This is a genomic window from Pseudomonas sp. H1_G08, assembly GCF_054681355.1.
Genome location: NZ_CP162822.1, coordinates 3,469,999 through 3,494,165 on the forward strand (window position 1 = coordinate 3,469,999; position 24,167 = coordinate 3,494,165).

Annotated in this window: 22 protein-coding genes; 11 read left to right on the top strand and 11 right to left on the bottom strand. The window is 61.4% G+C overall.

Features of this window, described 5'->3' with window-relative positions; translation table 11 throughout:
• Nucleotides 1-48 precede the first annotated feature (48 nt).
• The 4 genes from AB4N85_RS15685 to AB4N85_RS15700 all read left to right on the top strand — a co-directional run bounded on the left by AB4N85_RS15685 (nt 49) and on the right by AB4N85_RS15700 (nt 5,600).
• Nucleotides 49-1,809, top strand: coding sequence for an ATP-binding protein (locus AB4N85_RS15685; RefSeq protein WP_252868183.1), 1,761 nt, complete (start codon nt 49-51; stop codon nt 1,807-1,809).
• A complete protein-coding gene (locus AB4N85_RS15690) occupies nt 1,809-3,137 on the top strand; it encodes a sigma-54-dependent transcriptional regulator (RefSeq protein ID WP_252868184.1) in 1,329 nt (442 codons plus the stop codon). The genes AB4N85_RS15685 and AB4N85_RS15690 overlap by 1 nt, the downstream gene beginning before the upstream one ends.
• Nucleotides 3,138-3,515: 378 nt before the next feature.
• The gene (locus AB4N85_RS15695) at nt 3,516-4,835 is read left to right on the top strand and encodes an MFS transporter (RefSeq protein WP_024014128.1); all 1,320 of its coding nucleotides are present in this window, start codon (nt 3,516-3,518) and stop codon (nt 4,833-4,835) included.
• 135 nt (nt 4,836-4,970) lie between these two features.
• Nucleotides 4,971-5,600, top strand: coding sequence for a flavin reductase family protein (locus AB4N85_RS15700; RefSeq protein ID WP_252876813.1), 630 nt, complete (start codon nt 4,971-4,973; stop codon nt 5,598-5,600).
• Here AB4N85_RS15700 and AB4N85_RS15705 read toward each other — a convergent pair whose 3' ends face one another.
• A complete protein-coding gene (locus AB4N85_RS15705) occupies nt 5,601-5,843 on the bottom strand; it encodes a hypothetical protein (RefSeq protein ID WP_041479831.1) in 243 nt (80 codons plus the stop codon).
• A 43-nt stretch (nt 5,844-5,886) separates the two neighbouring features.
• Nucleotides 5,887-6,240, bottom strand: a complete 354-nt coding sequence (locus AB4N85_RS15710) for a putative quinol monooxygenase (RefSeq protein WP_041479832.1) — start codon at nt 6,238-6,240, stop codon at nt 5,887-5,889.
• A gap of 369 nt (nt 6,241-6,609) precedes the next feature.
• Here AB4N85_RS15710 and AB4N85_RS15715 point away from each other — a divergent pair, with 369 nt between their 5' ends.
• A complete protein-coding gene (locus tag AB4N85_RS15715; RefSeq protein ID WP_016773445.1) occupies nt 6,610-7,539 on the top strand; it encodes an AraC family transcriptional regulator in 930 nt (309 codons plus the stop codon).
• Nucleotides 7,540-7,786: 247 nt separating this feature from the next.
• Here AB4N85_RS15715 and AB4N85_RS15720 read toward each other — a convergent pair whose 3' ends face one another.
• Both AB4N85_RS15720 and AB4N85_RS15725 read right to left on the bottom strand, forming a co-directional pair.
• On the bottom strand, nt 7,787-9,238 hold the full coding sequence (locus tag AB4N85_RS15720; RefSeq protein WP_460064963.1) for an aldehyde dehydrogenase family protein: 1,452 nt from the start codon (nt 9,236-9,238) through the stop codon (nt 7,787-7,789).
• Nucleotides 9,235-10,872 (bottom strand): 5-guanidino-2-oxopentanoate decarboxylase, encoded by a 1,638-nt coding sequence (locus AB4N85_RS15725; protein ID WP_460068362.1) that lies wholly within the window; start codon nt 10,870-10,872, stop codon nt 9,235-9,237. Before AB4N85_RS15725 ends, AB4N85_RS15720 begins: the two co-directional genes overlap by 4 nt.
• 218 nt (nt 10,873-11,090) lie before the next feature.
• Between AB4N85_RS15725 and AB4N85_RS15730 the strand changes: the two genes are divergently transcribed.
• On the top strand, nt 11,091-11,972 hold the full coding sequence (locus AB4N85_RS15730; protein ID WP_460064966.1) for a LysR substrate-binding domain-containing protein: 882 nt from the start codon (nt 11,091-11,093) through the stop codon (nt 11,970-11,972).
• 324 nt (nt 11,973-12,296) lie between these two features.
• On the opposite strand, the gene AB4N85_RS15735 is transcribed toward AB4N85_RS15730, so the two are convergent.
• Nucleotides 12,297-12,911, bottom strand: coding sequence for an NAD(P)-dependent oxidoreductase (locus AB4N85_RS15735; RefSeq protein WP_460064969.1), 615 nt, complete (start codon nt 12,909-12,911; stop codon nt 12,297-12,299).
• A 45-nt stretch (nt 12,912-12,956) separates the two neighbouring features.
• Entirely contained in the window at nt 12,957-13,835 is an 879-nt protein-coding gene (locus AB4N85_RS15740; RefSeq protein WP_460064971.1) for an MBL fold metallo-hydrolase, read from the bottom strand.
• 113 nt (nt 13,836-13,948) lie between these two features.
• On the opposite strand from AB4N85_RS15740, the gene AB4N85_RS15745 reads away from it, so the two are divergent.
• Together AB4N85_RS15745 and AB4N85_RS15750 are read left to right on the top strand one after the other, a co-directional pair.
• Nucleotides 13,949-14,854 (top strand): LysR family transcriptional regulator, encoded by a 906-nt coding sequence (locus tag AB4N85_RS15745; RefSeq protein ID WP_218192304.1) that lies wholly within the window; start codon nt 13,949-13,951, stop codon nt 14,852-14,854.
• Between the two features lie 218 nt (nt 14,855-15,072).
• Complete coding sequence (locus AB4N85_RS15750) at nt 15,073-15,249, top strand: hypothetical protein (RefSeq protein WP_016773438.1); 177 nt, start codon at nt 15,073-15,075, stop codon at nt 15,247-15,249.
• Between the two features lie 130 nt (nt 15,250-15,379).
• Here the strand turns inward: AB4N85_RS15750 and AB4N85_RS15755 are convergent, their stop codons facing one another.
• Nucleotides 15,380-16,270: a helix-turn-helix domain-containing protein gene (locus tag AB4N85_RS15755; protein ID WP_460064975.1), complete on the bottom strand. Its 891-nt coding sequence runs from the start codon at nt 16,268-16,270 to the stop codon at nt 15,380-15,382.
• A 175-nt stretch (nt 16,271-16,445) separates the two neighbouring features.
• Between AB4N85_RS15755 and pobA the strand changes: the two genes are divergently transcribed.
• Nucleotides 16,446-17,639: a 4-hydroxybenzoate 3-monooxygenase gene (pobA, locus tag AB4N85_RS15760; protein ID WP_460064978.1), complete on the top strand. Its 1,194-nt coding sequence runs from the start codon at nt 16,446-16,448 to the stop codon at nt 17,637-17,639.
• 78 nt (nt 17,640-17,717) lie between these two features.
• A complete protein-coding gene (locus tag AB4N85_RS15765) occupies nt 17,718-19,235 on the top strand; it encodes an MDR family MFS transporter (protein ID WP_460064981.1) in 1,518 nt (505 codons plus the stop codon).
• 123 nt (nt 19,236-19,358) lie between these two features.
• Here the strand turns inward: AB4N85_RS15765 and AB4N85_RS15770 are convergent, their stop codons facing one another.
• The 4 genes from AB4N85_RS15770 to AB4N85_RS15785 form a co-directional block, all read right to left on the bottom strand.
• Nucleotides 19,359-20,207 carry a cache domain-containing protein gene (locus AB4N85_RS15770; protein WP_353188375.1) on the bottom strand — a complete coding sequence of 283 codons (849 nt, stop codon included), beginning with the start codon at nt 20,205-20,207 and terminating at the stop codon, nt 19,359-19,361.
• 134 nt (nt 20,208-20,341) lie between these two features.
• Nucleotides 20,342-21,199 carry an ATPase gene (locus tag AB4N85_RS15775; RefSeq protein WP_076563987.1) on the bottom strand — a complete coding sequence of 286 codons (858 nt, stop codon included), beginning with the start codon at nt 21,197-21,199 and terminating at the stop codon, nt 20,342-20,344.
• Between the two features lie 116 nt (nt 21,200-21,315).
• Nucleotides 21,316-22,308, bottom strand: a complete 993-nt coding sequence (locus AB4N85_RS15780; RefSeq protein ID WP_236168290.1) for an NAD-dependent epimerase/dehydratase family protein — start codon at nt 22,306-22,308, stop codon at nt 21,316-21,318.
• 99 nt (nt 22,309-22,407) lie between these two features.
• A complete protein-coding gene (locus tag AB4N85_RS15785) occupies nt 22,408-23,295 on the bottom strand; it encodes a LysR family transcriptional regulator ArgP (protein ID WP_460064986.1) in 888 nt (295 codons plus the stop codon).
• A gap of 96 nt (nt 23,296-23,391) precedes the next feature.
• On the opposite strand from AB4N85_RS15785, the gene AB4N85_RS15790 reads away from it, so the two are divergent.
• The gene (locus tag AB4N85_RS15790) at nt 23,392-23,994 is read left to right on the top strand and encodes a LysE/ArgO family amino acid transporter (RefSeq protein ID WP_460064989.1); all 603 of its coding nucleotides are present in this window, start codon (nt 23,392-23,394) and stop codon (nt 23,992-23,994) included.
• Nucleotides 23,995-24,167 lie beyond the last annotated feature (173 nt).

Genomic DNA, 24,167 nt, shown 5'->3' on the forward strand with positions numbered 1-24,167 from the left:
TCGGCCCATGCTATCGTGCCCGCCCGTCCTGCCGACCTTTCATCCAGCATGCTGCCGACTTCCCGTACCCTGCGTCTGTCGTTGTATTCCCTGCTGATCATCGCCGGCACGGTCATTGCCGCGACGCTCGCGATGCGCCACGCGGAACGTCAGGCGCTGGAAGAAGACGCCGCCCGCGCCAATCAGCAACTGGGGTTGTACGCCAACTCCTTGCACACCCTGATCGACCGCTATCGCGCCCTGCCCGCCGTACTGGCGCTGGATCCGCAATTGCGTTCGGCCCTGGCCGGCCCGGTCGATGCTGCGCAGCAAGCGGCATTGAATGTGAAGCTGGAAAAGATCAATGGCGCCGCGCAATCCTCGACCCTTGAACTGCTCGATCGCACCGGCCTGGCCGTGGCCGCCAGCAACTGGCGCTTGCCCAGCAGTTACGTTGGCCACAATTACGGCTTCCGCCCCTATTTCAGCCAGACCCGCACCCAAGGCACCGGGCGTTTTTACGCGGTAGGCGTGACCAGCGGCATTCCCGGGTATTTCCTTTCCAGCGCCGTACTTGGCGACAACGACGAGTTTCTCGGCGCGATGGTGGTCAAGCTGGAGTTTCCCGAACTGGAGCGCGAATGGAGCCAGGGCAGCGACACGCTGCTGGTCAGCGATGCACGCGGGATCATCTTTATCGCCAATCAGCCGGGCTGGCGTTATCGCGCCTTGCGGCCGTTGAGCGCTGATGATCTGGCCGAGATCAAAACCACCCGCCAGTACGACAAGCAATCGCTGCTGCCGCTGACCCATTTGCGGCTGCGGCGCTTCGATGACAACAGCGATCTGCGCCGGGTCGAAGGTCCGCAGGGCACGGCGGATTATCTGTGGGAATCGCTGCCGCTGACGACCGAGGGCTGGACCCTGCATCTGCTGCGTCGTCCGCAAGTGGCCTTCGAGGATTTGCGCAACGCCGCGCTGGCCGCCGCTGGCGTGTGGCTGGCGCTGGTGTTCCTGTTGTTGTTCCTCAATCAGCGCTGGCGGCTGGCCAAGGTCCGTCAGCGCAATCGTGAAGAACTCGAGCGCTTGGTCGAGGAGCGCACCCGCGACTTGCGTACCGCGCAGGAAGGTCTGGTGCAGTCGGCCAAACTCGCCGCGCTGGGGCAGATGTCTGCGGCGCTGGCTCACGAAATCAATCAACCGCTGACCGCCCAGCGCATGCAACTGGCAACCCTGCGCCTGCTGCTCGAACACGGCCGCGTCGATGACGCCTACAAGGCGCTGAAACCGGTGGACGACATGCTCACGCGCATGGCTGCCCTCACCGGCCACCTCAAGACTTTCGCCCGCAAAAGCCCGAGCGGCTTGCGCGAACGTCTGGATCTGGCGACGGTGGTCGATCAATCGTTGCAACTGCTCGATGCGCGACTGCGTGACGAACAGGTCAGCCTGGTCCTGCATCTGACCCGTCCGGCGTGGGTGCGCGGTGATGCGATTCGTCTGGAACAGGTGTTGATCAATTTGCTGCGCAACGCGCTGGATGCGATGCAGGGCAAAGCCTGCAAGCGTCTGGAAATCCGTCTGGAGGCCGATGAGCAATTGTGGCGGCTCAGCGTCAGCGACAACGGCGGCGGCATTGCCGAGGAACATCTCGGCCAGGTGTTCGATCCGTTCTTTACCACCAAACCGGTGGGTGACGGTCTGGGCCTGGGGCTGGCAGTATCCTTCGCCATCGTGCATGAATCCGGCGGACGCCTGAGCGTCGAGAATGGCGACCACGGCGCGGTGTTCAGCCTGACCCTGCCAATCGATCTGGAGGCACATATCTGATGCTCAATTCGGTGATGGTGGTCGACGACGAAAGCAGCATTCGCGACGCCGTTGAACAGTGGCTGAGCCTGTCGGGGTTTCAGGTGCAATTGTTCAGCCGTGCCGAAGAATGCCTTGCCGCGCTCCCGGAACATTTTGCCGGGGTGATCCTCAGCGACGTGCGCATGCCCGGCATGGACGGTTTGCAACTGCTCGCCGAAGTGCAAAAGCGCGACAGCGATCTGCCGGTGATTCTGCTCACCGGCCATGGCGACGTGCCGATGGCGGTCGAAGCCATGCGCGACGGCGCCTACGACTTTCTGGAAAAACCGTTCAGCCCGGAGACCCTGCTCGGCAGCCTGCGCCGGGCGCTGGACAAACGCCGCCTGGTCCTGGAAAACCGCGCCCTGCACGAACTGGCCGACAATCGCGCGAAGCTCGATGCAACATTGCTCGGCGTGTCCCGTGGCTTGCAGACATTGCGTCGGCAAGTGCTGGATCTGGCGACGTTGCCGGTCAACGTGCTGATTCGTGGCGAAACCGGCAGCGGCAAGGAACTGGTCGCACGTTGCCTGCATGATTTCGGCCCGCGCGCCGGCAAACCTTTCGTGGCGCTGAACTGCGCGGCGATCCCGGAGCAACTGTTCGAGGCCGAACTGTTCGGCCATGAGAGCGGCGCGTTTACCGGCGCCTCGGGCAAACGCATCGGCAAGCTGGAATATGCCGATGGCGGCACGCTGTTTCTCGATGAGATCGAAAGCATGCCGCTGGCCCAGCAGGTGAAATTGCTGCGGGTCTTGCAGGAGCAAAAGCTTGAGCGGCTGGGGTCGAACCAGAGCATTCGCGTTGATTTGCGTATCGTCGCGGCGACCAAACCGGACCTGCTCGACGAAGCCCGCGCCGGGCGTTTTCGCGAGGACCTGGCGTATCGCCTGAACGTCGCCGAACTGCGCTTGCCGCCGCTGCGCGATCGCCGCGAAGACATTCCGTTGCTGTTCGAGACCTTTGCGCACAACGCCGCCCAGCGTCTGGGCCGGACCTTTCCGCCGTTGACCGGTGCGCAGCTCAGTCACCTGCTCAGCCATGACTGGCCGGGCAACGTCCGCGAATTGGCCAACGTTGCCGAGCGCCAGGTATTGGGGCTGGATGAACCGGTCGCCGGAATCGATCCGGGGCAATCGCTGGCGGCGCAGCAGGAAGCGTTCGAAGCGCAATGCCTGCGCGCGGCGTTGACCCGGCACAAAGGTGATGTCAAAGCCGTGCTCGAAGAACTGCAACTGCCGCGCCGCACGTTCAATGAAAAGATGCAGCGGCATGGGTTGAGTCGGGAGATGTTTCTGGCGGAGTGAGGCAGAGATTTGTGGTGTAGCTGAAATCCATCCCCCTCACCCCAGCCCTCTCCCCCAAGGGGGCGAGGGGGGAGGGAGCCGATCTCCATGCTTTCCCGAATCTGTATTCGACTCGATATTGCAGGTCGATGTAACCCACGAGAACACCTCGGTCAGTCCCCTCTCCCTCTGGGAGAGGGCTAGGGTGAGGGGCTTTTGATCTTCACGCGGTAAGCGGAAATCCGCTCACTCAGCCCAATCAGTCGGCACAAATCCGCTCACTCCTCCCCGCTACCCCCTCTAAACCGGCCCCTCACCCCTTGGCACACCTCCTGCTATAGCCCTGGCAGGCTGCGTTCCGACGCGCTCCACAAAAACAATTAAACGAAGGATCCTTCAATGGATAACTCCAACGCCCTGCCCCTTGGGTCGGCTGCCGTGCCGGCCAAACCGAGAACCACCGCCAGCCGGATCAAATCGATCTTCAGCGGCTCTGTCGGCAACATGGTCGAGTGGTACGACTGGTATGTGTATGCCGCCTTCTCCCTGTACTTCGCGAAAACCTTTTTCCCCGCCGGTTCCACCACTGCGCAACTGATGAACACCGCAGCGATCTTCGCCGTGGGCTTCCTGATGCGTCCGATCGGTGGCTGGCTGATGGGCATGTACGCCGACAAGGTCGGGCGCAAGAAAGCGCTGATGGCCTCGGTGTACCTGATGTGCTTCGGCTCGCTGCTGATCGCCCTGAGCCCGAATTATGAAACCATCGGCATCGGCGCGCCGATCCTGCTGGTGTTCGCCCGCCTGCTGCAAGGCCTGTCGGTCGGCGGCGAGTACGGCACCTCGGCGACTTATCTGTCCGAGATGGCGACCAAGGAACGTCGCGGCTTCTTCTCCAGCTTCCAGTACGTGACCCTGATCTCCGGGCAGCTCATCGCCCTCGGCGTCTTGATCGTGCTGCAAAACATGCTGACCACTGAACAGCTCTACGCGTGGGGCTGGCGTATCCCGTTCGCCATCGGTGCGCTGTGTGCGGTCGTGGCGCTGTACCTGCGTCGCGGCATGGAAGAAACCGAGTCGTTCACCAAAAAAGAGAAATCCAAGGAAAGCGCAATGCGCACCTTGATGCGCCACCCGAAAGAGCTGTTGACCGTGGTCGGCCTGACCATGGGCGGCACCCTGGCGTTCTACACCTACACCACCTACATGCAGAAATACCTGGTGAACACGGTCGGCATGAGCATCTCCGACTCGACCACCATTTCCGCCGCCACGCTGTTCCTGTTCATGTGCCTGCAACCGATCATCGGCGGCCTGTCGGACAAGATCGGTCGTCGCCCGATCCTGATCGCGTTCGGCGTGCTCGGTACGATTTTCACCGTGCCGATCCTGATGACCCTGCACACCATCCAGACCTGGTGGGGCGCGTTCTTCCTGATCATGGCGGCGTTGATCATCGTCAGCGGCTACACCTCGATCAACGCGGTGGTCAAAGCCGAATTGTTCCCGACCGAAATCCGCGCCCTGGGCGTCGGCCTGCCGTACGCACTGACCGTGTCGATCTTCGGCGGCACTGCCGAATACATCGCGCTGTGGTTCAAAAGCATCGGCATGGAAACCGGTTACTACTGGTACGTCACCGCGTGCATTGCCGTGTCGCTGCTGGTGTACATCACCATGAAAGATACCCAGAAGCACTCGCGGATCGTCACTGACTGATCGCACCGCATCGCTGGCAGGCCACAAAATCTGTGTCCTGCCACGAACCCTACGGGGTCTCGCGTCTGGCTGGAAATATGCGCTGGGTCCTTGCACTATGGCTGCATCCGAATGCAGCTCAGGAATCCGCTCCCCATGCCCGATGACATCCACTTCTACGAACCCGCCAACGGCCACGGCCTGTCTCACGATCCGTTCAACGCCATCGTCGGCCCGCGCCCCATCGGCTGGATTTCCTCGCAGGATGCCGAAGGCCGACTCAATCTCGCGCCGTACAGTTTCTTCAACGCCTTCAACTACGTGCCGCCGATCATTGGTTTTTCCAGTGTCGGGCGCAAAGACAGTCTGAACAACATCGAGCAGACCGGTGAGTTCGTCTGGAACCTCGCCACCCGCCCGTTGGCCGAGCAGATGAACCAGAGCTGCGCGATGGTCGCGCCTGAGGTCAACGAGTTTGAACTGGCGGGGCTGACGACCGTGGCGTCAAAGGTGATTTCGGTCCCCCGGGTCGCCGAGAGTCCAGTGTCCTTCGAGTGCAAGGTCACGCAGATCATCCAGCTGCAACGCGCCGATGGCGAAACCGTGCCGAGCTGGCTGATCCTCGGCGAGGTGGTCGCGGTGCACATCGCCAAATGGCTGCTGAAAGACGGCATCTACGACACTGCCGCCGCACAACCGATTCTGCGCGGCGGCGGGCCGGCGGATTATTTCCAGCTGGGGCCTGAGGCGCTGTTCAAAATGTGGCGCCCGGGGGCGCAGAAGTAATTACCAGATCAGCTCGGCGTCATCGGTGACGCCCTTGAGCTTGTCCAGTTCGTTGATGGCTGCATCATCGGCAGCAATGGCGCCAGGAAACACCTGCTCATTGAGCAATTTGTGAAAGCGTGGTGCGCCGCCATCGACTAGGGCTTTGACCGCGATCGCCGCGTAATAACCCTTATTGCCGCCCAGCTCGACGGGGACGACTGCGGAGACTGCTTCGAAGCGTTCAAACTCTTTACGTGCCATGTCGCGGATCCTGGCTCAATCAAATAAGCCGGACATTAAACCCTCAACCGGCGAGTTTGTGTATCGGCGCCGCGCATTGACCGAGGGCCTGCGCGGCGGAAACGTCCCTGAACGTGTGGAAGTCGAGGCTGTTGACCACCAGGTCCTGCACCAGCTCAGCGAAGACTTCCATCGACGGACTGTTGAAATACGCCGTCATCATTTGCTGACTGCTCCAGTAGCCGCTGACCAGCCACAGGTCGGCGTCGCACTGCGATTGTTGCAAGGAAAAACTCAGGCAGCCGGGCGCCGCGCGCGAGACTTCGATCAATGCGCTCAGGCGCACACCGAGTTCCGCCGAGCGCCCGGGCTGGGCACGAACGAAGGCCATATGACTGACAGGCATCTGCTTGGACATGATCAACCCTCCATGAAATCGCGTGGCAGCCGGGGGACGGGCTGCGACTGAAGCAAAGGTTAAGGGCCGGGGCGGCTGCGCCGTTAGTCGATTCCTGCCTTCGCGTTGCACAATCCTGCGAGACTTGCCAAAACCTCGGCCGCCACCGCTGCCCTGTAGGAGCTGCCGAAGGCTGCGATCTTTTGATCTGGAAAACAAAAATCAAAAGATCGCAGCCTTCGGCAGCTCCTACGGTCGGGCGTCTCGGCGACGGCCAGGAACGGCGCGGTGCAGAATCAGGCAAGCATTTGGCAGAATGTGTCTACCGCCGCCGCTTGCACAAACATATGCTCTGCTGCATTCCCCCCTCACTTGCCGAGGATGCCGTGCATGACGTCATTCGATCGTTTTCAAGCCGAACCCAGCGCCGACATGGAAAAACAGCGCGCGGAGCTGGCGGCGATCATCCGCCGCAACACCAGCGACGATGGCAGCTACCAGACCGCCATCGGCTCACTGGTGATGTCGCGCCACACCCAGTCCCATGACTTTGCCCCGGTACTCGCGCAGCCGGCGCTGTGCATCATGGCGCAGGGGCGCAAAGAGGTCCGCCTGGCCGACGAGTTCTTCAACTACGACCCGCTGAATTATCTGGTGGTGTCGGTTTCGATGCCGCTCAGCGGGCGCGTGGTCAACGTCTCGCCGGAAGAACCGATCCTCGCCGTGCGCCTCGACATCGACCCGACCGAAATCACCGCGCTGATCGCCGACGCCGGCCCGATGGGCGTACCGACGCGGCCGACCGGACGCGGTCTGTACGTGGAAAAAATCGACAGCGCCATGCTCGACGCGGTGCTGCGGCTGGCCAGGCTGCTCGACGCGCCGAAAGACATCGCCATGCTCGCGCCGCTGATTCGCCGGGAGATTCTCTATCGCCTGCTGCGCAGCCCACAGGGCCATCGTCTGTATGAGATTGCGATTGCCAACAGCCAGAGCCATCGCATCAGCCAGGCCATCAAATGGCTCAACGGCAATTTCGAGCAACCACTGCGCATCGATGATCTGGCGCGGGAAGTGAACCTCAGCGTGTCGACGTTGCATCATCGCTTCAAGGCGATGACCGCGATGAGTCCGTTGCAGTACCAGAAGCAGCTACGCCTGCAAGAGGCGCGGCGGCTGATGTTGACTGAAGGGCTGGAAGCGTCGGCGGCGGGGTATCGGGTGGGCTATGAAAGTCCCTCGCAGTTCAGCCGTGAGTACAGCCGACTGTTTGGTGCGCCACCGTTGCGGGACCTGGCGCGGTTGCGGCTGTCGGTGTAACTCCATAGAAGCCCCTCACCCTAGCCCTCTCCCAGAGGGAGAGGGAACCGATTGGGGGATATTGGAGAGGTTCAGCGACTTGCGATATCGGTGCTGAATCCGGAATCAGCCAAGCCAGGCCAACCCGGCGTTGGGTTGATGACCTTCAAATCCATAATCGACTCGGTTTTTCAGGTCGACGGAGAACGCAAGACGCCTCGGTCAGCTCCCTCTCCCCCCGGGAGAGGGCTGGGGTGAGGGCAGGCTTCTACACCGCGCGCACGACGTGCTTGATCTCCAAAAACGCCGCCAACCCCCAAGGCCCCAGCTCACGCCCGACACTGCTCTGCTTGTACCCACCCCATGCCGCCTGCGGGAAGATCACCTGCGGTGCATTGATCCACACCAGCCCTGCCTGCAAGGCATTGGCCACACGATCCGCCGCTGTGGCATCGCGTGTCACTACGCTCGCGACCAGGCCGAACTGCGTGTCGTTGGCCAGCGCAATCGCCTCGTTCTCACTGGCGAAACCGCGCACACACACCACCGGGCCGAAAATCTCTTCACGCCATAACGCGCTGTCCAGCGACACGTCGGTGAACACCGTCGGTTGCAGGAAATAACCGCGCGGCAAATGCGCCGGACGATTGCCGCCAGAAAGCAAACGCGCGCCCGCACTCAGGCCGCGATCAATATGCCCAAGCACCCGTTGGTACTGCGCCTGATTGACCAGCGCGCCCATCTCCACATCCGCATCAAACGGATCAGCGACTCGAATCGCCTCTGCGCGCTTTTGCAGACGCTGAAGAAATTCGTCCATCAATTCCTCGGCAACCAGCACCCGACTGGTGGCCGAGCACATTTGCCCGGCGTTGAAGAACGCCCCACCACAAGCCAGTTCCACCGCCAGCTGCAGATCGGCATCCGCCAGCACCAGCAACGATGATTTGCCACCCAGCTCCAGACTCACACCCTTCACGGTTTCAGCAGCGCGTTGCATTACCTGCACGCCAACCGCATTGCTGCCAGTGAAGGAAATCTTGGCGATGCGAGGATCGGCCGACAACGGCGCGCCTACCGCCAGACCAGTGCCGCAGACCAGATTGAACACGCCGTCGGGCAAGCCGGATGCAGCGATGATCGCGGCCAGTTCCAGCTCCGGCAACGGCGTCACTTCAGAAGGTTTCAGCACCACGCAGCAACCGGCGGCGAGCGCTGGCGCCAGTTTCCACGCGGTGGTGACCATGGGGAAATTCCACGGCACGATCAGCCCGACCACTCCGCACGGCTCGCGCCGCAGGCGCGCACTGAAATCATCGCTGGGCAACGGCACGTTGCTGTCCTGCCCGGCGTCGAGGCCTTCGGCGAGTTCGGCGTAATAGTCGAAAGTGGCGATCACGTCATCGACATCGATGGCCGCTTCGAACTGCGGTTTACCGTTATTACTCGACTGCAGATTCATCAAGTGATCGCGACCGTTGCGCACGCCGTTGGCAATGTTGCGCAGGATCGCAGCGCGTTCGGCGCCGGTGGTTGTCGACCAGTGTTTGAACGCCTCGGTCGCCGCGCTGATCGCCTGGTCGACGGCCTGTTCGTCGCCGCCATTGACGGTGGTCAGCAGCGCTTCGGTAGCGGGGTTGATCACCCGCAGATGTTCGCGGCCCGACGACCATTGACCGTTGATGTAGAGCCCGTCGAGTGTGGTTGGAAAGCTGATCATTGGGCCACCGCCTGCATCCACTGGTTCTGGTCGATTTCAATCAGCGTCGGGCCTTGCCGGTCCGTCGCTTTACGCAGCGCTGCGCGCAATTCGTCGATATTGCTGATGGCTTGCGCGGCGCAACCGAGGCCCTTGGCCACGGCGACGAAGTCCGGGGTGTAGATGTCCACGCCAACCGGTTCGATGGCGCGGTTGACCATGTACTTTTTGATCTCCTCGTAACCCTGGTTATTCCACAGCAGCACGATCACCGGCACCCGTGCTTCAACGGCGCTGGCCAGTTCCGGCAGGGTGAATTGCAAGCCGCCGTCACCGATCAGGCACACCACCGGCGGGCGCGCGCCGTTATCGAGTTGTCCACCGAGCCACGCACCGATCGCCGCCGGCAACGCATAGCCGAGGGTGCCGTAACCGGTGGATGCGTTGAACCAGCGACGTGGACGCTCGGGGTTGAAAGTGAGGTTGCCGGTGTACACCGGTTGCGTGGAGTCGCCGACGAACACCGCGTCAGGCAGCTCGTGCAACACGGTTTCGAGGAAACGCGTCTGCGCCAGCGTCGACGCATCCCAACTCGCCGCCAATTCATTACGCAGGCGCATGGCGCGGACCTGGCCCCAATCATTACGACGCTCGGCCAGCGGCTTTTGCGTCAGCGTGCTGAGCAAGGCTTGTGCGGCGTTGCGCGAGTCAGCGACCAGTGCGACGTGCGGCGGGTAGTTGCGCACGGTCTGATCGGCATCGATGTCGATGCGCAGCAGCTTGCCGGGAATCTCGAAGCCGCCGGCAAAAGTGACGTCGTAATCGGTCTCGGCCAGCTCCGTGCCGATCGCCAGCACCACGTCGGCTTCAGCGACCAGTGCGCGAGTGGCGACCAGGCTTTGCGTCGAACCGATCAACAACGGATGGCTGGTCGGCAGCATGCCTTTGGCGTTGATGGTCAGCGCCACTGGAGCGTCGAGCAGTTCGGCGAGTCGGGTCAGCTCCGGCGCCGCGTCGATAGCACCGCCGCCAGCAAGAATCAGTGGACGTTGCGCGCTGGCCAGCATTTCGCTCATGCGGCTCACGGCAGCCGGTGCGGCGCCGGCACGGTCGATATTCACCGGCAGGCTGGCGAGCAACTCATCGGCCTCTTCCACCAGCACGTCCAACGGAATTTCGATGTGCACCGGACGCGGTCGCCCGGCCTGGAACAGCGCGAAAGCGCGAGCAAGCACCACCGGCAGTTCGGCAGCGGACATCAGCGTGTGCGAGAACGCTGCGACGCCGCCGACCAGTGCGCTCTGGTTCGGCAGCTCATGCAACTTGCCGCGCCCACCGCCCAACTGACTGCGCGACTGCACGCTGGAGATCACCAGCATCGGAATCGAATCGGCGTAAGCCTGGCCCATGGCCGTGGTGATATTGGTCATGCCCGGGCCGGTGATGATGAAACACACACCGGGTTTGCCGCTGGTACGCGCGTAGCCGTCAGCCATGAACCCGGCGCCCTGTTCATGACGAGGCGTGACGTGGTTGATGCTTGAGCGGGCAAGGCCTCGGTACAGCTCAACGGTATGCACACCGGGAATGCCGAACACCTGCTCGACCCCGTAATTTTCCAACAGCCTGACCAGTACTTCGCCGCACGTTGCCATGTTGATTGCCCTTTCATTCACTGAACACTCCCTGTGGGAGCGAGCCTGCTCGCGAATAAGCGGTCCAGCCAACATCCGTGTCGAACCTTGAACCGTCTTCGCGAGCAGGCTCGCTCCCACAGGGTCCGTGGAGTGCCCATTGGAACGGTGCGCAACTGGCAGCAACAATCGATTAAAAGTCATACTAGCCATGTCGCCACGTCATACCTCGGATCGCCATGAAACGCCTGCCACCCCTGCCCGCTCTGCATACGTTCTGGATCACCGCGCAATGCTGCAATTTCACTCGCGCCGCCGAGCAGTTACACATCACTCAGGGCGCGGTGAGCCGGCAGATCGCCGGGCTGGAAGAACAGCTCGGTTATCCGCTGTTCATCCGTCTGGCCCGAGGTCTGGCGCTGACGGCTGAAGGCCGCGAATGGCTGCCACAAGTGGAGAAGGTTTTCGGGCTGATCAGTGAAGCGACCGAGCAGATCGGGCTCAAACACCAGACGTTGCAACTCAAGGCCCCAAGCTGCGTGATGCGCTGGCTGCTGCCGCGCCTGCTGCAATGGCAGAAGGAACGCCCGGACGTGCCGGTGAAATTGACGGCCTCGCTGCAACACGGTGTGGATTTCCAGCGCGAGCAATTCGACGCCGCGGTGATCTACGGTCCGCCGCCGGACAATTCGCCAGGCGCACTGCATCTGTTCGACGAGCAACTGACACCGGTCTGCTCGCCGCAACTGCTCAAAGGCTCGCCGGCGCTGAATTCACCAAAGGACCTGCAGGAACACTTGTTATTGCACCCGACCCACGACATTCAGGACTGGTCGGTGTGGCTCGATGCGGCGGGTTTGCAACTGGCCAATCTAAGCAGCGGCCAGCATTTCGAAACGCTGGATCAGGCGATGTCGATGGCCTCCCATGGCACGGGCGTGGCGATCGGGGACTGGTCGCTGATTGGTGATGATCTGAACGCCGGGCGACTGGTGATGCCGTTTGCGTTGAAGGTGAAGACGGGGCTGGCGTATTACGTGGTGGTGCCTGCTGGAGCCGAACCCTCGCCGCAACTTGAGGAGCTGATGCTCTGGCTGGTTGAGCAGGCTCATTTGCGCTGAAGCCTCTCCCCTCACCCTAGCCCTCTCCCCAGGGAGAGGGAACTGATTGGGGATACTCAAGAAATTCATCGACCTGACACAGCCACGCCGAATCCATAATCGACACCGCCGTTCAGGTCAATGCGTGACCCAAGACAACTCGGTCGGCTCCCTCTCCCCAGGGAGAGGGAACTGATTGGGGATACTCAAGAAATTCATCGACCTGACACAGCCACGCCGAATCCATAATCGACACGGTCGTTCAGGTCAATGCGTGACCCAAGACAACTCGGTCGGCTCCCCTCTCCCCCGGGAGAGGGCTGGGGTGAGGGGAAAAGGCTTGACTCAATACCCGACGGTATAACGCTGCCGCGAATGCTTCGGCGTTTGCACTTCGTCAATCAGCGCAATCGCGTAATCGGCAAATGTGATCCAGCTGCGTCCTTCGGCACTGACCAACAGATGATCCTTGCCGACGCGGAATGTGCCACTGCGCTCACCCTCGACGAACTCCGCCGACGGCGACAAAAAGGTCCAGTCCAGTTCCTGCTCGTGACGCAACGCATCAAGAAACTCAGCACCTGCGCTCGCCTCGGCTTTGTATTCGGCCGGGAAACCGGCACTGTCGATCACCCGCGTGTCATCCGGCAGCAACAGCGAACCGGCGCCGCCGACCACCAGCAAGCGCTTCACGCCCGCCTGCTTCACCGGTCCGACAATCGCCGAGGCCGGGACGGAGGCGAAATGCGCTGCGCTGATCACTGCGTCGTGACCGGCCACCGCCGCTTGCAGCGCCGCCGAATCCAGCACGTCGAGGCTCTTGCTGACGACACCGGCGCGATCACCGACCTTTGAGGTATCGCGGGCAATGGCGGTGACGCTGTGGCCGCGACGCAGGGCTTCTTCCAGCAGTTGGCTACCGGCACGGCCGGTGGCGCCAATGATTGCGATCTTGCTCATGACATTCTCCAGTTGGCTTGAAAAGGCTGCGTGTTCAGGTTCGGCTTACCACTGCATCTCGCCCTTGGCGACTTTCGCGCTGAGTTCCAGCGAGCTTTCCTCGCCCAGCTGCGGGTAGCGTTTTTTCATCGCTGCGATCAGTGCAGCGGAGTCTTTGGCCTTGGCGGTTTCGGCATCGAAGGCCTTGATGTAATCAGCGGTGAATTTCACGCTGGCCAGCGAGCGGCTGCTGTCACCCAGGTAATGACCGGGCACCACGGTTTGCGGTTTCAGGCTTTCGATGGTGTGCAGGGTGTGCAGCCAATCGGCGTGGGATTGCGCGGTCTGGGTGTCGGCCATCCACACATGAATGTTCTCGGCGACCACTACGCCACCGACCACTGCTTTGAGCGACGGGATCCATAGGAAGCTGCGATCCGGTTGCTTGCCGTCGAGGCCGATCACCTGCAATTGCTTGCCTTCAAGGGTCAGGCTGTCGCCCTTGAGCACGTCCGGGACGATGGTTTTCGCCGGCACATCGGCGCCCATTTTCGGCCCCCAGTAGGCCAGTTTGCCGTCGACGGTGTGCTTGATGTGATCGACGGTCGGCTGCGAAGCCAATACTTTGGCTTGCGGGAATGCCTTGGTCAGGGTGTCGAGGCCAAAGTAGTAATCCGGGTCGCCATGGCTGATGTAGATGGTGGTCAATTGCTTGCCGCTGGCGCGGATCTTTTCCACGACCTGCTCAGCCTGGGATTTGCCGAATTGCGCGTCGACCAGAATCGCTTCTTTCTCACCGCTGACCAGCACCGAGCTGACCGGGAAAATCGCCTGGGTGCCCGGGTTGTAGACATCGAGGCTCAGCTCGGCGGCGGATGCATGGGCGGCAAAGCCGAAAAATGCTGCGGCGAGCAGAACGCGTTTGAAGGGGGTGAAGCCGATCATGTGTTGCTCCGGATTGCGAATGCCAGTCTGGCGATGCAACAGAGCTTAGTTGCCAGACTCAGTACAAAAAATGCGATGCTTGGACATAGTTTGTTTCTGAAAGCGGGCAAATCATGGATCGGCTTCAAGCAATGCGGGTATTCGTCACGGTCGTGGACCTGGGCAGCCAGTCGGCGGCGGCCGACCACCTCGACCTGTCGCGGCCGGTGGTGTCGCGCTATCTGGCGGAGCTGGAAGACTGGGTCGGTGCGCGACTGATGCACCGCACCACGCGCAAATTGAGCCTGACCGCCGCCGGCAGCGAAATCCTCCCGCGCTGCCGGCAGATGATCGACCTGTCGCACGACATGCAGGCCGCCGTCAGCGAACCCCATGACGCGCCGCGCGGACTGCTGCGGATCAGCGTCAGCACCTCGTTTGGCCAGGCGCAACTGGCCGATGCGATGGCAGCATACGTCAAGCTTTACCCAGGCGTGAGCATCGATCTGCAGATGCTCGACCGTACGGTGAATCTGGTCGATGAGCGCATCGATCTGGCGATTCGCACCAGCAACGATCTTGATCCGAATCTGATCGCCAGACGCTTGACCGTGTGCCGTTCGGTGGTCTGCGCAGCACCGGCGTATCTGCTTGAGCATCCGGCGCCGTTGCGGGTGGAGGAACTGAGCCGACACAACTGCCTGACCCATTCCTATTTCGGCAAGAGCCTGTGGCATTTCGAGGAGGATGGCGAACCGGTTTCGGTGCCGGTGCAGGGCAATATCAGCGCCAACGAGGCCAGCACCCTCCTGCGCGCAACCCTGGCCGGCGCGGGCGTGGCGATGCTGCCGACCTACCAGGCTGGCGTGCATATTCACAGCGGCGAACTGCTGCGTTTGCTGCCACACGCAGAACCGCGCCAGATGAATATCTACGCGGTGTACGCCTCACGCAAACACATGCCGGCGGCACTGCGCAGCATGCTCGACTTTCTTGTGCAGCGTTTTCCCGAGGCCCCGGCCTGGGATGCCGGCCTGTAAACCCGATCCCTTGTGGGAGCGAGCCTGCTCGCGAAGAGGCCAGTACATTCAATATTGATGTCGCTTGGACCACCGCCTTCGCGAGCAGGCTCGCTCCCACATAGGCATCAATTCGCTGAATGGCCGGCTAAATCCTCAAGCGCACTCGCTGGCAAGTGCGCGCCGCTGACCTATGCTCAAAGTAATACCGCAAGGTAGACGTTCAGAGGTCGAACACCATGAACATCAAAACAAAAAGATACGCCGCCATCTTCATCACCTGCGCCGCCACGCTGGCGCTGTACGGCACCGCTGCCTGGCGGGTCGAGCAGTTGCGCCAGCTGCCGCGCGAGTATGCGAGCTGCAACTATGAGCGGTGTATTCCGCACAATGCCACGCTGAACGCATTGCGCTGATAGACCTGCGCTGGAATGCAACTGCTGTGGGAGCGAGCCTGCTCGCGAATGCGCTGTGTCAGCCAGCCTAGTTGCTGAATGAAAGAGCGTATTCGCGAGCAGGCTCGCTCCCACAGGGCTCATCAGCGCATCAGGATTGTTGCTCGGCCTTCAAGCGGTCGCGGAATGCCTTTGGCGAAATCCCCACCCGGCGACGGAACAGGCGCGTGAAGTTGGTCGGATCGGAAAACCCCAACAGCTCCGACATCTCGTAAATCGTCATGCTGGTGTAGGTCAGCAGGCGCTTGGCTTCCAGCAACTGACGCTCGTGCATGATCTGCAACGCCGGTTGCCCGGCCAGTTCACGGCAGGTGCCGTTGAGATGCGACACGGAGATGCCCAGGCGATGGGCGAGGTCTTCGACCTTGACGTGCTGGCGGTAAGTCTCTTCCACCAACTGAATGAAACCGTTGAGGTATTCGCGCTGGCGTTGCGGCCGTTGGCTGGCCTTGTGGCGGACGATCGCCTGACGGCTGACCCAGACCATGATCACACTGACCAGCGAATGCATGAGCATTTCCCGCGCCGGTTGATGGCCGTTGTACTCGGCCTGCAAGGCTGAAAACAGGCTGTTGAGATAATCGCCATCCTTGCCCGCCGGGTAGTTTTCCGCCCGAGCCAAGGCGTGTACCGAATCACCCAATTGCGCCTGCAAATGATTGATCAGCGGTGTGGCCAAGGTGACGATGAAGCCTTCAACATCCTCGGAAAAACGAAACCCGTGCACCGATAACGGTGGCAGCACCTGAATCGCTGGCGTCTCGAGTTGCGTGCGCTGGCCTTCGATTTCGAGCTCCGCCTGACCTTTGAAAACGAACAGCAGCTGGCACAGATCCGCGTGGCGGTGAGGTTTGATTTCCCAATGATGTTCGCGACTGCGCGAGGAAATGGTTTCACAGTGCAGCAAGTCCGGGGTCGGCCAGTCCAGGCTTTCACCGTAGAGCTTGAACACCGGAATAGAAGGCAGGGCAGGCTTGTTCATACTTCAATCCAGGCCTCTGGTTTTTGGGCGATAATCGCACCGATTGGCAGAATGTACAGGTATCGGCTCAGTTTTCACCTTCAATTGACAGACCCGCAAGGGAAAAATGCAAGCACTCGATCCATAAAATCATTCACCGGCTGTTGCTGCGTGAAGCTTGCGAGTCATAAAAACAATGAAAACCCTGAAAACCCAAGTCGCCATTATCGGCGCCGGTCCTTCCGGACTGCTCCTCGGCCAGTTGCTGCACAACGCTGGCATCGAAACCCTGATCCTCGAACGCCAGACGCCTGATTACATTCTTGGGCGCATCCGTGCCGGTGTGCTTGAACAAGGCATGGTAGAGCTGCTGCGTGAGGCCGGCGTCGGTCAGCGAATGGATGCCGAAGGCCTGGTTCATGGCGGCTTCGATCTGGCGCTGGACGGGCGTCAGGTGCACATCGATCTGCACGCTCTGACCGGCGGTAAAACAGTAGTGGTCTACGGTCAGACCGAGGTCACCCGCGACCTGATGGCCGCTCGTCGGGATGCGGGGGCGCCGACAATTTATCAGGCAAGCAATGTCGTTCCCCACGGCATGAAAAGCGACGAAGCTTTCGTCACCTTTGAAAAGGACGGTGAAAGCTGGCGCGTCGATTGCGATTACATCGCCGGTTGCGATGGTTTCCATGGCGTCGCGCGGCAGTCGATTCCGGCCGATTGCCTGAAGATCTTCGAGCGGGTCTACCCGTTCGGCTGGCTGGGCATTCTCGCCGACACGCCGCCGGTCCACGACGAATTGGTCTATGCCCGCCACGAGCGTGGCTTCGCTTTGTGCAGCATGCGTTCGGCCACCCGCACCCGCTATTACCTGCAAGTCCCGGCAGATGAAAACGTCGATGACTGGAGCGATCAGCGTTTCTGGGATGAGCTGAAAAAACGCCTGCCGGATGCCCTCGCGGAAAAACTGGTGACCGGCCCTTCGATCGAAAAAAGCATCGCGCCGCTGCGCAGTTTTGTCGTCGAACCGATGCAATACGGCCGGATGTTCCTGGTCGGCGACGCCGCCCACATCGTCCCGCCCACTGGCGCCAAGGGCTTGAACCTGGCGGCCAGCGATGTCAGCACGTTGTTCAATATTCTGCTGAAGGTCTATCGCGAAGGCCGCACTGATCTGCTGGAAAAATACTCGGAAATCTGCCTGCGCCGGGTGTGGAAAGCCGAACGGTTTTCCTGGTGGATGACGTCGATGCTGCATCGCTTCGACGAGCACGATGAATTCAGCCAGCGCATCTGCGCTTCGGAACTGGACTATTTTGTCAGCTCGCAAGCCGGGCAAAAAACCATTGCAGAAAATTACGTCGGGCTTCCGTACGAGGCTATCGAATAGCTTCCTACCGACTTACACTGCGAGCATCCACCCGCGCGCGATGGCCGCGCGGGTCCATCAATGCCCGCAGGCTCGCCCGTGACCACTCTCAATCAACCTGAAACGCCCAAACCGGCCATTCGCAGCGTGCTGGTCGCCTTGATGATGGCGATCTTCCTCGGTGCGCTGGACCAGACCATCGTCGCCGTGTCGATGCCGGCGATCTCCGCGCAATTCAAGGACGTCAGCCTGCTGGCCTGGGTGATTTCCGGTTACATGGTGGCGATGACCGTGGCGGTGCCGATCTACGGCAAACTCGGCGACCTGTACGGGCGGCGCAAACTGATGTTGTTCGGCATGGGCCTGTTCACCCTCGCCTCGCTGTTCTGCGGCATGGCGCAGAGCATGGAGCAACTGGTGCTGGCGCGGATCCTTCAGGGCATCGGCGCCGGCGGCATGATCTCGGTGAGTCAGGCGATCATCGGCGACATCGTCCCGCCACGTGAACGCGGGCGCTATCAGGGTTACTTCAGCAGCATGTACGCCGTGGCCAGCGTCGCCGGCCCGGTGCTCGGCGGCTACATGACCGAATACCTGTCGTGGCGCTGGGTGTTTCTGATCAACCTGCCGCTGGGGCTTGGCGCGTGGTGGGTGGCACGGCGCAACCTGCGCGGCTTGCCGATTCCGCAGCGCAAACCGGTGATCGATTATCTAGGTACGGTGTTGATGATCATCGGCCTGACCTCGTTGTTGCTCGGTATCACCGAAGTCGGCCAGGGCCATTCATGGCGTAGCAGCGAAGTGCTCGGCCTGTTCGCTGGTGCCGTGGTGGTATTGGCGCTGTTCGTCTGGCATGAACGCCGTGCACGTGAGCCATTGCTGCCGATGCACTTGTTCACCAATCGCAGCGCGCTGCTGTGCTGGTGCACGATCTTCTTCACCAGTTTCCAGGCCATCTCGCTGATCGTGCTGATGCCATTGCGTTTCCAAAGCGTCACCGGGGCTGGCGCCGACAGTGCGGCGTTGCACTTGCTGCCATTGGCGATGGGCTTGCCGATCGGCGCCTATTTCGCCGGTCGCCGCACCTCGATTACCGGACGCTACAAACCGCAGATTCTCACCGGGGCGATCCTCATGCCGATCGCGATTCTCGGCATGGCCTTCAGTCCGCCACAAGCAACGCTGCTCAGCGGTCTGTTCATGCTGCTCAGCGGCATCGCCGGCGGCATGCAGTTCCCGACCTCGCTGGTCGGCACGCAAAACTCGGTGGAACAACGCGACATCGGCGTCGCCACCAGCACCACCAACCTGTTCCGATCACTGGGCGGCGCGGTGGGCGTGGCGTTGATGTCGGCGCTGCTGCTGGCGTTGCTGCACGACTCCAGTTTCGCCCACCTGGCGAACAGTTCGCTGATCAGCGAAGGGCATTCGGGCAACGTCCTGCTCGATGGCCTGAACGCCGCACCCGGCGAAGCGCAGAACGCTTTGCGCGCGGAGCTGCTGGTGACCTTCCGCCACTTGCTCTGGGTCAGCACGGCAGTGTCGTTGCTGGGGCTGGCAGCGGCGATTGCCATGCCGAACAACCTGCTGCGCGGACGGGAGCACGGCGCGAAATAATTGCCGCAACAAATACCACTGTGGGAGCGAGCCTGCTCGCGAATGCGCGGTGTCAGCCGACACATAGCTGAATGACACACCGCTTCGCGAGCAGGCTCGCTCCCACAAGGGAACGGTGTTCGCTCAAGGGCTGTAATAACCCACCGCGACGAGGAAATGCCCGACCTTTTTCAGGTACGCATGCTTGTCCTCGATCTTGCCGGTTACCGGGTTTTTCCAGCGGTATTCGTATTCGCCTTCATCCTGCTTGCCGATCAGCGCCAGAATCGGCTCACCCACCGGTTTGCCTTCCGGGTCCTTGACCTTGCCAAAATCAGTGTTGATCAAGCGCAGATTGGTGCCGTGGGCGACATAACGCTGGTTGTTCAGATCGACCACGAAGACATACAGGTCATCCTGCAGATATCCGCCCTTGAGCGAGTTGATCGCAACCAGCGTGCCCTTCTCGTCCTTGCCCAGATCCGTCGCGGCTTTGTCCAGCAAGGCCTTGGCCTGCTCAGCCGAAGCCCGTGGCAGGTAGTAACCCACCGCGAGAATCCGCTGCCCGACGCGCTGATAAAACACATGCTTGCGCTCGACCTTGCCGTCGGCCCAGTTCTGCCAGCGGTATTCGGCCTGCTGGATGCCGTTGCCTTCCGGCACTTTCAGCGCATCCTTGAACGCCTTCTGCAGATCCGGCCCGAGGACTTCGCTGACATCACGGCCGATCAGCGCCGATGACGGCCCGCCACTGGCAAGCATGACGCCTTTGGTGTCGAGGACGAACACGTAGCGATCCTTGTCGACGAACTCACCCTGGCGGCTGAAGGCGGCGAAGGCCTTGTCGCCATTGTCGTGGTAGTAGGCCAAGGCTTTTTCCAGCAGGGCGATCGCGGCCTGACTGTCATCCTTGGTGGCGGTGGCGGCACTGGCCTGGCCGAAACCGGCCAGCAGAATCAGGCCGAGCCAGGCCACTTTATGCAAAAACCCCATAGCGCATCCCTCGTTCTTTTTGGTGTCTCAAGAGCGTAGACGGCTTGGGCTGATGTACGAGTATTCAGAATGATGCAGGGGATTACAGGCCGCTGTGGTGGGGGGACAAAGCCCTCCGGGCAACAGATCAGTCGCTACGGGCGGGAATTGATCTGCTGCTGGAGATTCTGGATCTGCGCCTGCAAGGTGTTGAGGTTGCGGGTCATCTGCGCGCGGAACGCATCGAACTCGGCGGTATTGCCGCCACCCTGCGGCGCTGCCGGGCGATTGTCCTGCTGACTTTTCAGCACCACGATGTCCTGCTCCAGACGATCGATCGCCGCGCTCGGGTTGCCCTGTTTCTTCAGCGCGGCGATATCGGCACCGAGGCTTTTGAACTGGGCGTCGAAGGCTTTCAACTGCGCATCGACCTTGCTGGTATCGGCGGGGGTGCTTTTGATGGTCGCCAGCTCGGCACTCAAGGCTTTGACCTGAGCCTGCAACTGCGTATTGGCGTTCTGTTGTTCGGTGGTCTGCGCGGTCATCTGCGCCAGCCGCTTGTCCAGTTCGCTGGCCTGCCCGGCCACGCCTTGCTGCTGCTTGCTCTGGTCAAGCAGCTTGCCTTCGAGTTGCTTGATCTGCAGCTTCAGCGCTTCGCTGTCGCTGCTGACGTTGCTCTGGCTGGCGACAACCTTGCCGGAAATATCCTGCAGGCGCCCCGCCGCTTCTTCGCTGATGCGGGCGAAGCTTTCCTGGGTGGCGACCAGTTGCTGTTCCATCAACGAAATCTGCTGGAAGCTCCACCAGGCCAGACCGATGAAGGCGAAAAACAACGCACCGACCAGCGCCCACAGCGGCCCGGTGCTGGCGGCCTTGACCTTGACCACTGGCGCGCTGCGCGAATGCACGGAAGTGCGGGGGCCGGGCGCGATGTCATCGTCATCGAACGGGTCGGCGCGCAGGCTTGGCACGTTATCGAAATCGTCGTCGTGGGCATCGTTTCGCATGGACATTGAGGCAACCTTTGGCAAACGCGGTGATGGCTAAATGCTGCGAAGTATAACCGCCGCAGCCGCAGGCATTGACCCTCAACCCGCAAGGCGGTTCATTGCCGCCCGGCCGAATCGTTTCAACGGATGTCCTGGGCTTTCCACCACGCACAGAATTCATCGAGGGCAGCCCAGAGGCTGACTTTCGGATCGTAGTCGAGATAATGCCGGGCGCGGCTGATGTCGAGGGTGAAATTTTTTTTCATGACCTGCATGCCCAGGCGCGACAGGGTCGGCTCCGGGCGTCCCGGCCAGAGCATGCACGCGCCTTCGTTGAGCGCCGCGACGCTGTACGCGAGACCGTAGGAGCGATATTTGCGCACCTGATCGACGTCCATCCGGCGCATCACGTAATTGACCACGTCCCACAGCGGCACCGGCGTACCGTTGCTGATGTTGTAGGCCTTGCCCAGCGCCGAACCTTGCGCCAACAAGCTGCTGAGCATGGCTTCGTTGAGGTTTTGCACGCTGGTGAAATCGACCTTGTTCAAGCCATTGCCGATGATCGCCAGCCGGCCCTTGCGTTGCATCTTCAGCAGGCGCGGGAAGATGCTCATGTCGCCGGCACCGGTGACGAAACGCGGGCGCAGGGCGATGGTTTCCAGACCGAATTCCTGGGCACCGAAGACTTTCTGCTCGGCCAGATACTTGGTCGCGGCGTAGGGATGCTTGAAGCGTTTGGGCACTTGCTCTTCGGTCAGACCGAGATGGTCGCGGCCATCGAAATAGATCGACGGCGACGACAGATGCACCAGCCGCCGCACCCGCTGCTTGAGGCAAGCTTCGACGACGTTTTCGGTGACTTCGACGTTGCCTTGATGAAAGTCCTGATAACGCCCCCACACACCGACAGCACCAGCGCAATGCACCACGGCCTCGACATCGCTGCACAGGTCGCGCACCAGATCGGCGTCGCTCAGATCGCCCGGCACGAACTCCGCGCCCCGGCGCACCAGATGTTCGACGCTCTCGGCCCGGCGACCGTTGACCCGCACTTCAAGGCCCTGCTCCAGGGCGAAACGCGCAAAGCGCCCGCCAATAAAGCCACTGGCGCCGGTAACCAAAATCTTCATCAAAAACTCCAGGGAAGCAGCTGCAAGCTTCGAGCTTTCAGCTGCAAGTTGAAACGGTACGTGTTCTTGCCGCTTGCAGCTTGACGCTTGTTGCTGCGTTCAAGCCACTAGCCATTGCTTTGAGGAGCGCAGCAGTTGCTCGGTCAGTAGATTGAGCAACTGGCCGCCATTGCGCCAATGATGCCAGTACAGCGGCACATCGATCGGTTTATCTGGCAGCAATTCGCGCAGCACCCCGCGTTGCAATTGCTCGCGCACCTGCAGTTCCGGCACCAGGCCCCAGCCCAGACCGGCTTCGGTCAGGCGGATGAAGCCTTCGGAGGACGGGCATAAATGGTGCTCGAACGCGCCGTCGACGCCCAACAGCGCCAGATAGCGATGCTGAAGGAAATCGTCCGGACCGAACACCAGCGCCGGGGTGCACGGCAGCTGTTCGGCGCGCACGCCTTCGGGAAAATGCCGAGCGAGGAAGGCTGGACTGGCCAGCGCCCGATAACGCATGGCGCCGAGCAATACGCTGCGGGCTCCCGCCACCGGCCGCTCGCTGGCACACAGGCATGCGGCCACTTCACCGGCACGCATGCGCTTGAGGCCAACGGTCTGGTCTTCGACGATCAGGTCGAGCAACAAATGCTGCTCGGCGCAGAAATCGCCGACGGCCTCGGCCCACCAAGTGGCGAGGCTGTCGGCGTTGAGGGCGATGCGCAGGCGATCGGGCAGGCCTTCTTCGTCCAGCGCCGGCACCACTGATTGCAAGTCGCGCTCGAGCAGACGCACCTGCTGCACATGGTTGAGCAAGCGTCGGCCGATCTCGGTCGGCGATGGCGGTGTTTCGCGCACCAGCACTGGCTGGCCGACCCGCGCTTCAAGCAATTTGATGCGCTGGGAGATCGCCGACTGCGACAGGCCGAGCACCTGTGCGGCGCGATCGAATCCGGCCTGCTCGACCACTGCGGCGAGCGCGGAAAGCAATTTATAGTCGAACATCAGTTTTCCTAATGGGCGATCAGCACTATTGGTTTTTCTTATACAGCGTCACACCGGAGAATAGCCAGCAAGCACTCTCTTTCAAGGATCTCTCCCATGTGGCAAAGCTACGTAAACGGCCTGTTGGTGGCGTTCGGCCTGATCATGGCGATCGGCACGCAGAACGCTTTTGTCTTGGCGCAAAGCCTGCGCCGTGAACACCATTTGCCGGTGGCGGCATTGTGCGTGGTGTGTGACGCAATTCTGGTCGCGGCCGGGGTGTTCGGCCTAGCGACGATCCTGGCGCAGAACCCGACCATGCTGGCGATCGCCCGTTGGGGCGGTGCGACGTTTCTGATCTGGTACGGCAGCCAGGCGCTGCGCCGGGCCTGCTCGAAACAGAGCCTTGAGCAAGGCGAAAACCAGACCGTGCGTTCGCTGCGCGCAGTGATGCTCAGCGCGCTGGCGGTGACCTTGCTCAACCCCCACGTTTATCTCGATACGGTTTTGCTGATCGGCTCGCTGGGCGCGCAGCAATCGGTGCCGGGCGCTTATGTGGTCGGCGCGGCGAGTGCATCGTTGCTGTGGTTTTTCACCCTGGCCCTAGGCGCGGCGTGGCTGGCACCGTGGCTGGCCCGCCCGAGCACGTGGCGCATTCTCGATCTGGTGGTGGCGTTGATGATGTTTGCCGTGGCCGCGCAGTTGATCATCGCCGGATGAATAATTGCCAAAGGCTCTGGAACCTCTATCCCACACAGTTGTTGCGTGGTTAAGGCGCGACCCCGGTGCTATGATCCGAACCCTGCGCCGCAAAGAGTAAAAACTCGCCGGTGCATTTCCGGCCGCCCGTGATCGGCCTTGCGCTCACCGCAACAGACCTGATTAGGAGAATC

Coding starts and splice junctions, on each gene's coding strand:
- AB4N85_RS15775 (WP_076563987.1), bottom strand. CDS start 21,199: ATGTCCATGCGAAACGATGCCCACGACGACGATTTCGATAACGTGCCA.
- AB4N85_RS15780 (WP_236168290.1), bottom strand. CDS start 22,308: ATGAAGATTTTGGTTACCGGCGCCAGTGGCTTTATTGGCGGGCGCTTT.
- AB4N85_RS15790 (WP_460064989.1), top strand. CDS start 23,392: ATGTGGCAAAGCTACGTAAACGGCCTGTTGGTGGCGTTCGGCCTGATC.
- AB4N85_RS15730 (WP_460064966.1), top strand. CDS start 11,091: ATGAAACGCCTGCCACCCCTGCCCGCTCTGCATACGTTCTGGATCACC.
- AB4N85_RS15710 (WP_041479832.1), bottom strand. CDS start 6,240: ATGTCCAAGCAGATGCCTGTCAGTCATATGGCCTTCGTTCGTGCCCAG.
- AB4N85_RS15720 (WP_460064963.1), bottom strand. CDS start 9,238: ATGATCAGCTTTCCAACCACACTCGACGGGCTCTACATCAACGGTCAA.
- AB4N85_RS15755 (WP_460064975.1), bottom strand. CDS start 16,270: ATGAACAAGCCTGCCCTGCCTTCTATTCCGGTGTTCAAGCTCTACGGT.
- pobA (WP_460064978.1), top strand. CDS start 16,446: ATGAAAACCCTGAAAACCCAAGTCGCCATTATCGGCGCCGGTCCTTCC.
- AB4N85_RS15740 (WP_460064971.1), bottom strand. CDS start 13,835: ATGATCGGCTTCACCCCCTTCAAACGCGTTCTGCTCGCCGCAGCATTT.
- AB4N85_RS15785 (WP_460064986.1), bottom strand. CDS start 23,295: ATGTTCGACTATAAATTGCTTTCCGCGCTCGCCGCAGTGGTCGAGCAG.
- AB4N85_RS15705 (WP_041479831.1), bottom strand. CDS start 5,843: ATGGCACGTAAAGAGTTTGAACGCTTCGAAGCAGTCTCCGCAGTCGTC.
- AB4N85_RS15685 (WP_252868183.1), top strand. CDS start 49: ATGCTGCCGACTTCCCGTACCCTGCGTCTGTCGTTGTATTCCCTGCTG.
- AB4N85_RS15695 (WP_024014128.1), top strand. CDS start 3,516: ATGGATAACTCCAACGCCCTGCCCCTTGGGTCGGCTGCCGTGCCGGCC.
- AB4N85_RS15770 (WP_353188375.1), bottom strand. CDS start 20,207: ATGGGGTTTTTGCATAAAGTGGCCTGGCTCGGCCTGATTCTGCTGGCC.
- AB4N85_RS15745 (WP_218192304.1), top strand. CDS start 13,949: ATGGATCGGCTTCAAGCAATGCGGGTATTCGTCACGGTCGTGGACCTG.
- AB4N85_RS15715 (WP_016773445.1), top strand. CDS start 6,610: ATGACGTCATTCGATCGTTTTCAAGCCGAACCCAGCGCCGACATGGAA.
- AB4N85_RS15700 (WP_252876813.1), top strand. CDS start 4,971: ATGCCCGATGACATCCACTTCTACGAACCCGCCAACGGCCACGGCCTG.
- AB4N85_RS15735 (WP_460064969.1), bottom strand. CDS start 12,911: ATGAGCAAGATCGCAATCATTGGCGCCACCGGCCGTGCCGGTAGCCAA.
- AB4N85_RS15690 (WP_252868184.1), top strand. CDS start 1,809: ATGCTCAATTCGGTGATGGTGGTCGACGACGAAAGCAGCATTCGCGAC.
- AB4N85_RS15725 (WP_460068362.1), bottom strand. CDS start 10,872: ATGGCAACGTGCGGCGAAGTACTGGTCAGGCTGTTGGAAAATTACGGG.
- AB4N85_RS15750 (WP_016773438.1), top strand. CDS start 15,073: ATGAACATCAAAACAAAAAGATACGCCGCCATCTTCATCACCTGCGCC.